Genomic DNA, 8,709 nt, shown 5'->3' on the forward strand with positions numbered 1-8,709 from the left:
GGGCATTCCCGTCCGGGTCACCGTCGGCTTGACGAGCACCTCCCCGTTGCGCATCACCCAGGTGGTCTGCCGGGTCAGGGAGTTATCCCCTGTCACTCCGGCCTCCCGGATGACACGCTGGAGGCCGGAGCCGGACCGGACGGGGGAGGGCGGAGATGACGGTCGACCGGGAAGCCATCCGCGAACACGAGCGCGACGAGCCGACCGAGCGGGTCTCCACGGCGACCGTGGTGGCGTACGTCGTCGCCGGAGTGATCCTGGTCGGCTGGTTCCTCTTCGGCTGGCTGGTGCTCCGGCAGGGTTTCGTCGACTCGGTCGGCGAGTCGGCCGGCGCCGGCTTCGCGCTGCTGCTGATCGTCTCCGTGATCGGTACGCTGCGCCGCAGCCGGCGCTGACCGCGGTCAGTCCGCCAGCACCGCCGCGGTGATCCGGTGCAGGGCGAAGGTGTGCAGCATCTCCGTCCGCTCGTCCTCGGCGCGCAGGTAGCCCGCGCCGATCGAGACCGGCCGGACCAGCCGGGACGCCGTCGCCCCGTGCGCGTCGACGTATCCCACCCAGACCAGCGCCTTGTCCCGTACCGCCTGCTGCAGCACCGCGAGGGCATCGGTGTGGCTGTGCACCGGCACCGGGCCGGTCCGGGCGGCGCCGCCCCGCACCACCGCGGGTGCCCGCCGGGCCGCGCGGGCCGCCGCCTCGCCCCGGCGGATCTGCTCCACCACCCCCAGCAGGCGCGGCATGGGCAGCTTCGGCGCGGCCAGCGGGTCGAGCGCACGGGTGGCCACCGACACCCGGGCCGGCGCCCGCCGGGTCTTCGGGCGGGACAGCACGGCCGCCCCGCTGGCGTCCTCCGGTACCGGGGCGTAGCCGGCCTCGCGCAGCGCGGTGAGCATCCGCCCCATCTGGTACGGGGTGGACAGCACGGTCGGCGCGAGCCGGCGCAGCGCCAGCGACTCCAGCCGCCGGTCGGCGAGCGCCTCGGTGAGCAGCGCCTCGTCGTCGCTGCGCAGGTACGCCCCGGCGGAGCCGACCCGCAGCCCGCCGTGCTTGCGGGCCACGTCGTCGACCAGGTAGGTCAACCCCTGCGGGACCGGGGTGCGGGACCGGCGCCGGAACAGGGCGTGCAGGTCGTCGGCGGAGTAGCCGGCGTCCAGCGCCCGGCGCACGCTCGCCGTGGTCACCCGGTGCACGCTGGCGCCACCGGCCGACTCCTGCTCGGCCATCAGCTCCAGCTCCCCGGCGAGCGCCGGGTCGGGCGGGCCGGGCACCACCACGGTCAGGTCTGCCTGCACCAGGAAGTGGTCGACCGGGGCCGGGAGGAGGGCGTCCAGCGCCCGCACCGCGGTGGACGGCTCGCCGCCCTCGACGTCGGCGCGCACCCCGAGCGGGTCGTCCGCGCCCCGCTCGTCGGCGCTGACGTCGGCCAGCAGCAGCCGCCCGTACGAGGTGAGCGCCCCGAGGCCGGTGACGCCGAGCGCGGCGGCCTCGGTGAGCACCTCCCGGTACGCGGTCTCCCGCCCCCGGCTGCGCCGCGGCGCCCGCCAGTCGAGCAGTTCCAGCACCTCCTCGGGGGTCGGTGCGGTGGCCGGCTCCAGGTCGGCGAGCACCCCGAGCACCGCCCGGCGGGCGGCCGGCGCGCCGGCCCGTTCCGCCTCGGCGGAGAGCACGGTGATCGGCCGGTCCCGGTCGTCGCGCTGGCCGACCAGCCCGACCTGCCGGGTCATGGTCAGCCAGGCCCGGGCCAGCTGTTCCCAGCGCTGGGCGAGCGAGCTGGCCCGCCACACCTCGTACCCGGCGGTCGGCAGCACCTGCTGGTCGGCGCCGTACCGGCTGGTGGTCGCGCCCGGCAGCTCCAGCTCGCCGGTCAGCCCGGCCGCGTACGCCACCTCCAGCAGCAGTGCGGCCGTCGACTCGTCCAGCCCGACGGCGCGGGCCAGCCGGCGCAGGTCACGGACGCCCAGTCCACCGGAGCGCAGCACAGGCGCCGGTTCCGCCGCGAGCTGCTCCAGCAGCGCCTCGGTGTGGCGTACCACCTCCATGGTCTGCCCGGCCCCGGCCGAATCGGCGGCCTTCGGTTCGCGGGGCGCCGCGGCCACCGGCGGCGGGCTGGTCCGCAGCGGGCCGAGCGGGCCGCTGTCGCGGCGCAGCAGCAGCCCGATCTCGCGGGGCAGCTCGACGGTGCCGGTGGTGCCGGCCGGCCCGGTGGAGACCGGCACCAGCAGCCGGTGGTCGACCAGCCAGCGCACCGGCGAGCCGGTCGGCGCGCCGCCGTTGGTCGCGTCCGGGGGCAGAGCGTCTTCCGCGCCGACCGGGGGCGCCTGCAACGCGCCGGGCGGCACGCTGCCCACCGGCGGGCCGGCGGCCAGCCGGTCCAGGATCGCCCGGGCGGAGGGCGGCGCGGCCAGCAGGGTCCGCCGCAGCTTCGCCGGGTCCGCGCAGAGCGCCGCCGTCCGTTCGTCCAGCTCCGCCGCCGGCCGGCCGAGCCCTGCCGGGTACGGGGCGATCTCGTCGACGCTCGCCACCACCTGCAGGGCGTGCTCCGGGCCGTACAGCAGGAAGAGCGCGCGCAGCCGGTTCACCGCGCCGCGGACGGCGGCCGGCGCCGGCGGGTGCGGCCCGGCGGTGGCCATGGCGAGCACCGCCTCGGTGGAGGTGGTGCCCTCGGCCGCGTCCCGGGTGAGCCGGGCGCCGTCCAGGATCTGGAGGGTGAACTGGTCCAGCCCGTCCAGGGCGCGGGCCACCGAGACCCGGGACTGGGCCCGGATGGCGAGCGCGGAGATGTCGGCCGGTACGGGCACGACGAGGTCCGGCCGCAGCTGGAGCAGGGCGGCGAGCGAGTCGTCGGGCAGCGACCGCAGCTGGTCGGCGAGTGAGGTGCTCATCGTCGTTCCACGCTAGCCCGGTCCGGGGCCGTCCCGCCCCTCGGACGTCCGGCTCGGCACGGTTCGGCGGGTAGGTTCTCGGCATGCACGCACTGACGGTCGGATTCGACCTCGACATGACCCTGGTCGATTCGCGCCCCGGCATCGCCGCGACGTACCGGGCGTTGACCGCCCAGACCGGCGTGCCGGTGGACGCCGACGCGGCGGTGTCCCGGCTCGGCCCGCCGTTGCGCACCGAGATCGCCCGCTGGTTCCCACCCGAGCAGGTCGACGCGGCGGTCCGCGCGTACCGCGAGCTCTACCCGGCGTACGCGATCACACCGACCGTGCCGCTGCCCGGCGCGCCGGCGGCGATCGAGGCGGTACGCGAGCGCGGCGGCCGGGTCCTGGTGGTCACCTCGAAGCTGGGCCGGCTGGCCCGGCTGCACCTGGACCACCTCGGCCTGGTGGTCGACGAGGTGGCCGGTGACCTGTTCGCCGAGGAGAAGGCGACCGCGCTGCGCGCGTACGGGGCCACCCACTACGTCGGTGACCACGTGGCGGACATGGTGGCCGCCGGGGCGGCGGAGGTGCCCGGCATCGGGGTGGCCACCGGCCCGTGCCCCCCGGACGCCCTGTGGGCCGCCGGGGCGGCGCTGGTGCTGGATGATCTCACCGGATTCCCGGCGGCGCTGGACGGCACGATCCGGCTAGCCTTGGAGCAGTAGACGTCTCAAACGAAGCAGAGGTTCTCAGGTGCCGACGGGTCGAGTGAAGTGGTATGACGCGGCCAAGGGATACGGGTTTGTCACCAGTGACGAGGGTGGCGACGTGTTCCTGCCGAAGGGCGCGCTGCCGGCGGGTGTCACCGACCTCAAGGGCGGTCAGCGGGTCGACTTCAGCGTGGTGGACAGCCGCCGGGGTGCCCAGGCGATGGGGGTCAAGCTGCTCGAGGCGCCGCCCTCGGTGGCGGAGCTGCGCCGCCGGCCGGCGGAGGAGCTGCACGGCCTCGTCGAGGACATGATCAAGGTGTTGGAGGCGAAGGTGCAGCCGGACCTGCGCCGGGGCCGCTTCCCGGATCGCAAGACGGCGCAGAAGATCGCTCAGCTGGTCCACGCGGTCGCCCGCGAGCTGGAGGTCTGAGGCACCAGCCCGGCGCCGGCGGCCCGGCCGAGCAGCGCCTCGACGGCGGCGAACCCCGCGTCCCCCAGGTCGGCGGTGAACTCGTTGACGTAGAGGCCGATGTGCCGGTCCACCACGTCGGGCTCCATCTCCTGCGCGTGTGACAGCACGTACTCGCGGCTCGCCGCCGGGTCCGCCCAGGCCCGGCGCACCGAGTCACGGATCCAGCCGGCGGCGGCCTGCGGGTCGACCGCGCCGCGCCGGGCCAGGATCGCGCCGAGCGGGATGGGGAGGCCGGTGTCGGCCTCCCACCACTCGCCCAGGTCGACCAGGGCGGTGAGGCCGTACCGCGGATAGGTGAACCGGGCCTCGTGGATGACCAGCCCGGCGTCGTACCGCCCGGCGGCCACCCCGGGCATGATCTCGTGGAACGGCACCACCTCGATCCGTGCGGGGGGCCGGCCCGCCGACCAGAGGCGGAAGAGCAGGTACGCCGTGGTCCGGTCGCCCGGCACCGCCACGGTGGCACCGGCGAGGTCGGCCCGGTCGCGCCCGCCGGCCCGGTCGCCGCGGGTGAGCACCAGCGGGCCGCAGCCCCGCCCGAGCGCGCCTCCGCACGGCAGCAGGTGATAGTCGTCCAGCAGCCACGGCAGCGCCGCGTAGCTCACCTTGACCAGGTCGAACGCCCCGCGCTCGGCAGCCGTGTTGGTGACGTCCACGTCGGCGTACGTCACGTCGACCGGCGGCGCACCGGGCACCTGGCCGTGCACCAGGGCGTGGAAGACGAACGTGTCGTTGGGGCAGGGCGAGATCGCCAGCGAGAGCGCCACGCCCCCACGGTAGCCCCGCCCCCAGCCAGCCGGTCGGGCCCGTACCCGCGACTGTGACCCGGGCCCCCGGCGGCTCCTGTCCTCGCCTGGCTGCTGGCCTCGTTGGCTCTTGGCCTCGCGTGGCTGCTGGCCCCGTGGGCCTTGGTCCGGCGCACAGTGGTGCGTCGGACCGCTCGCGCCGGGCGGCGTCGGCGATCTGCCGCCTGCGGCTCGCTGGGGTCGAGGTGCAGGCACTGTCGAGCTGCCCGCACAGACGGGGCACCCAGCCGGCGCCCTGGCGGTGCGGAGAAGAACGTTCTTCTGGCGGAGCAGCTGTTGGCTGCCCGGGCGCTGCGGGATGTGGTGCCATCACCGGTTGCGCCGCGGTGGTGGGGGCGCTGCGGCTGGGGCGTGGCATGGTCATGCCACGGTGGTGGACGCGGTTATCCACAGCGTTATCCACAGGTTGGTCGGCGCTGTTGAGGTCTGCACCCCGACCGCCACCATCGAGACGTGACGGAGCGGATCGGCCGGACGGACCTGGGCGCGGCTCTGCGCGCGCTGCGGCGTCAGGCCGACCTGAGCCAGCGGGAGCTGGCTGAGTGCTCGGGTGTGCCCAAGAGCACGGTGGCGTGGATCGAGGCGGGCCAGTGAGCCGATCCGAGGTTCCGGACGGTTGAACGCTTGATCCGGGCGGCGGGCGGCGAGCTGACGGTGGGCGCCCGCGTGGTGGTCGACGGCGCGGGCGGGGGCGTCGGCGGAGGTGAGGCAGAAGGCTCGGGTGCGGGTTCGCGCAGCCTACCTACGGCCGGTACGCCTGCGGCGGGCGGGCGAGGGACTGCCGACGACCTCCTGACGCGGTGAGCGGCCCGCCGTGGGTGGGCGGCCCGCTGTGGGTGGGCGGCCCGGCGTGGGTGAGCGGTCCGCCGTGGGTGAGCGGTCCGGCCGTGCGGTGAGTGGCCGCGGATGAGGTGCGGGCCGCGCCGAGGTGCCGCCCGGCGGTGCGGGTGCGGCGGGCGGCGGCTCAGGCCAGGGCCTTGGCGGCGGTCGTCAGCGCGGCGAGGGCCTCACGTATTCGCCAGGCGTCACGGTCGCGCGGGCCGATCGGGTTGGAGACGGTTCGCAGCTCGACGAAGGGCAGCGCGGCGTGCATGGCGGCGACGGCCACCCCGTACCCCTCCATGGCCTCGGCCACGGCCTCCGGGTGCCGGCGGCGCAGTGCATCGGTGCTCGCGGCGGTGCCGGTCACGGTGTTCACCGTCAGCACCGGGCCGAGGGTGGCGTCCGGCAGCGCGGCGTACAGCGCGGCCAGCAGTTCCGGGTCGGCGGCGATCGAGGTGCCGCCGCCCAGCAGCTCCGGCGGCATGCCCAGCTCGTCCACCGGGATGAAGCCCTCCGGTGACTCGGCGCCCAGGTCGGCGGCGACGGCGCGGGTGCCCAGCACCATGCCGCCGACCTCGACCCGGCCGGTGAAGCCGCCCGCCACGCCGGCGCTGACCACGCCCCGGTACGGGCGTCCGGCAACCTCGGCCAGCGCGAGCAGGCGGGCGGTGGCGGCACCGGCCACGGCCGGTCCCACCCCCACCGGGAGCACCGTCGTGGCCGGGTCCGGCAGGCCGGCCCGGATCGCCTCCGCCTCGGCAGGCACCGCGGTGACCACCAGCAGGCCGCTCGGGGCCCCTGTCACGACAGCGGCCCCCGAGGCTCCCGCCGGGTCTCGTCGTCGGTCCCGCCGGCTCCGCCGACCGCCGACGACGGGCGGTAGATGTGGTAGCCCGGCGGCGCGTCGGCATCGTCCAGCGGCGAACCGCCCAGCACGGGCGCCGGGGAGGTGGGCGTCGGATCGCCCCCGCCGTCAGCGCCGGCCTCGGCCGGATCGTCCTCGGCGCTCTCGTCGGCTGTCAGTTCGTCGTCGGCCAGCGGGCGGCCGACCAGCCGCTCGGTGCGCAGCCGACCAGCCACCACGACGCCGCGGGCGGCGGCCAGCGCGCCCACCCCGGCGGCGACGGCGATCCCGATCCGGCCGGTGAAGGGCACCAGTCCGAGCGCGCCGCCGGCGACGAAGGCGAGCATCAGCACCGTCTCCGAGTGGGCGAAGGAGCTGGCCCGCAGCCGCTCCGGCATGCGCTCCTGGATCGAGGCGTCCACGGCGAGCTTGGCGATGCCGCTGATCAGGGCGGACACCAGGCAGAGCAGCGCGACCATCGGTAGCGAGAACATCAGCGCGGCGAGGACCCCCACGCCGGCCACGATCACCATGCCGCTGGACTGGAGCGCGGCCGGCCGGTGGATGCGCAGCCGGGTGCCGACCGCGGTGGCCAGGAAGCTGCCGACCGCCAGGGCACCGCCGACCAGGCCCAGCGCCGCCTCGGCGCCGAGGTCCCGGCCGAACACCACCGTGGTGAGGTCGCCCGCCTTGATCGCGAAGGCGAGGAAGAGCAGCAGAAAGCCGTAGACCGCGCGCAGGGTCGCGGCGCCGATCAACGTGGCGATCACCAGCCGCCCCGCCGGGCGGCCCCGGCCCAGCGGCCGGTCCCCGGACCGCCGGCCGAGCGCGCGCAGCGGCCGCGGCACCCGCTCCGGCGGCTCCGAATCCGCCCGCGGTGGTAGCCGCAGGGCGACCACCATGCCGACCAGGAAGATGACCGAGGCGACCCGCAGCGGCCACTGCGGGCCGAACCAGAACGCGGCCAGCCCGATCGGGGCGACCAGCGCCCCGGCCACCGTGCCGTAGACGCTGGCCCGGGCGCCGACCTGGGAGAGCCCAAGCCCGTCCGGCAGCAGCCGGGGCACGGCCGCGGAGCGGGCGACCCCGTATGCGCGGGAGAGCGCCAGCACGCCGAAGGCGGCCGGGTAGAGGCCGAAACCGTGGATGTAGTCGGAGATCAGCCAGGCCAGGAAGGCCCGGCCGAGCATGGTGGCGGCCAGCGCGTACCGGCGGCCGTGCCGGAAGTGGTCGAGCAGCGGGCCCACCACCGGGGCGAGCATGGCGAACGGCACCATGGTGACCAGCAGGTAGAGCGCCACCTTGCTGCGCGCCTCGCCGAGCGGGACGTTGAAGAAGATCGTCCCGGCCAGGCCGATGGCGATCAGCGTGTCCCCGGCGCAGGAGACGGCGTGCAGGTCGAAGAGGCGGACCATGCCGGCGTCTCCGCCGGCGCCCCGAGCCCGGGTCCGCGCCGCCCGGCGGGTCATCCAGCGCCCGCCGCCGACGGAACCCCGGAACAGCAGGCGGACGGCCCTGATGCCGGTGCCGACGGTCCGCCCGACGAGGGACCGCTCGGAGCGGGAGAACAGCGGCATGTCCCCCATCCTCACCCATCCGCTGGGCGGACGCCGCACCACTGCGCCAGAACGTCCTCGGGGAGTGGCTGTCAGCCGCCCGTAAGCATGGGGAACAATGGGGGAGTGACCAGGCCCGCCTCCGCTCGTGCCGCCCGCCTCGACCAGGTCTGCGCCGCCGCCGTCGAGGAGGCGCGCGACGCCATCACCGAGGTCGACCCCGCCGACGTCGGCGACCACATCCAGGCCGTGGCGGAGGGCGACCGGCTCGTCACGCACTACTTCGAGTGCCGGCTCGCCGGCTACCGCGGCTGGCGCTGGGCGGTCACCGTCACCCGGGCGCCCCGCAGCCGAAAGGTGACGATCTGCGAGACGGTGCTGCTTCCCGGCCCGGACGCGCTGCTCGCCCCCGGCTGGCTGCCCTGGCAGGAGCGGCTCAAGCCGGGCGACCTGGGCCCCGGCGACCTGCTGCCCACCCCGCCCGACGACGAGCGGCTTCAGCCCGGCTACCTGCTCTCCGACGACCCGGCGGTGGAAGAGACGGCCTGGGAGCTCGGCCTCGGCCGGGCCCGGGTGCTCTCCCGGGAGGGGCGCACCGAGGCGGCGCAGCGCTGGTACGACGGCGACCACGGCCCGTC

9 protein-coding genes are annotated in these 8,709 nt (G+C 76.1%); 5 read left to right on the forward strand and 4 right to left on the reverse strand.

Annotated features, from left to right (window positions below):
* Positions 1 to 155: 155 nt before the first annotated feature.
* Positions 156 to 395, forward strand: a complete 240-nt coding sequence (locus C1I99_RS25660; protein ID WP_111136761.1) for a hypothetical protein — start codon at positions 156 to 158, stop codon at positions 393 to 395.
* Between the two features lie 6 nt (positions 396 to 401).
* On the opposite strand, the gene C1I99_RS25665 is transcribed toward C1I99_RS25660, so the two are convergent.
* A complete protein-coding gene (locus C1I99_RS25665; RefSeq protein WP_111136762.1) occupies positions 402 to 2,879 on the reverse strand; it encodes a helicase-associated domain-containing protein in 2,478 nt (825 codons plus the stop codon).
* 83 nt (positions 2,880 to 2,962) lie between these two features.
* Here C1I99_RS25665 and C1I99_RS25670 point away from each other — a divergent pair, with 83 nt between their 5' ends.
* Positions 2,963 to 3,586: an HAD family hydrolase gene (locus tag C1I99_RS25670; protein ID WP_111136763.1), complete on the forward strand. Its 624-nt coding sequence runs from the start codon at positions 2,963 to 2,965 to the stop codon at positions 3,584 to 3,586.
* A 28-nt stretch (positions 3,587 to 3,614) separates the two neighbouring features.
* Entirely contained in the window at positions 3,615 to 4,001 is a 387-nt protein-coding gene (locus C1I99_RS25675) for a cold-shock protein (RefSeq protein WP_088997128.1), read from the forward strand.
* On the opposite strand, the gene C1I99_RS25680 is transcribed toward C1I99_RS25675, so the two are convergent.
* Positions 3,962 to 4,810, reverse strand: coding sequence for a 1,4-dihydroxy-6-naphtoate synthase (locus C1I99_RS25680; protein WP_111136764.1), 849 nt, complete (start codon positions 4,808 to 4,810; stop codon positions 3,962 to 3,964). The genes C1I99_RS25675 and C1I99_RS25680 overlap by 40 nt on opposite strands.
* A gap of 492 nt (positions 4,811 to 5,302) precedes the next feature.
* Here C1I99_RS25680 and C1I99_RS25685 point away from each other — a divergent pair, with 492 nt between their 5' ends.
* Entirely contained in the window at positions 5,303 to 5,443 is a 141-nt protein-coding gene (locus C1I99_RS25685) for a helix-turn-helix domain-containing protein (RefSeq protein WP_233512709.1), read from the forward strand.
* 370 nt (positions 5,444 to 5,813) lie between these two features.
* On the opposite strand, the gene C1I99_RS25690 is transcribed toward C1I99_RS25685, so the two are convergent.
* Both C1I99_RS25690 and C1I99_RS25695 read right to left on the reverse strand, forming a co-directional pair.
* On the reverse strand, positions 5,814 to 6,476 hold the full coding sequence (locus tag C1I99_RS25690) for a futalosine hydrolase (RefSeq protein WP_111136766.1): 663 nt from the start codon (positions 6,474 to 6,476) through the stop codon (positions 5,814 to 5,816).
* The gene (locus C1I99_RS25695) at positions 6,473 to 8,092 is read right to left on the reverse strand and encodes an MFS transporter (RefSeq protein WP_111136767.1); all 1,620 of its coding nucleotides are present in this window, start codon (positions 8,090 to 8,092) and stop codon (positions 6,473 to 6,475) included. Before C1I99_RS25695 ends, C1I99_RS25690 begins: the two co-directional genes overlap by 4 nt.
* An 87-nt stretch (positions 8,093 to 8,179) precedes the next feature.
* Between C1I99_RS25695 and C1I99_RS25700 the strand changes: the two genes are divergently transcribed.
* On the forward strand, positions 8,180 to 8,709 hold a 530-nt coding region (locus C1I99_RS25700), incomplete at its 3' end, for a DUF3027 domain-containing protein (RefSeq protein WP_146604055.1).

The organism is Micromonospora deserti (genome assembly GCF_003236335.1).
In the GTDB taxonomy this organism is placed as follows: domain Bacteria; phylum Actinomycetota; class Actinomycetes; order Mycobacteriales; family Micromonosporaceae; genus Micromonospora; species Micromonospora deserti.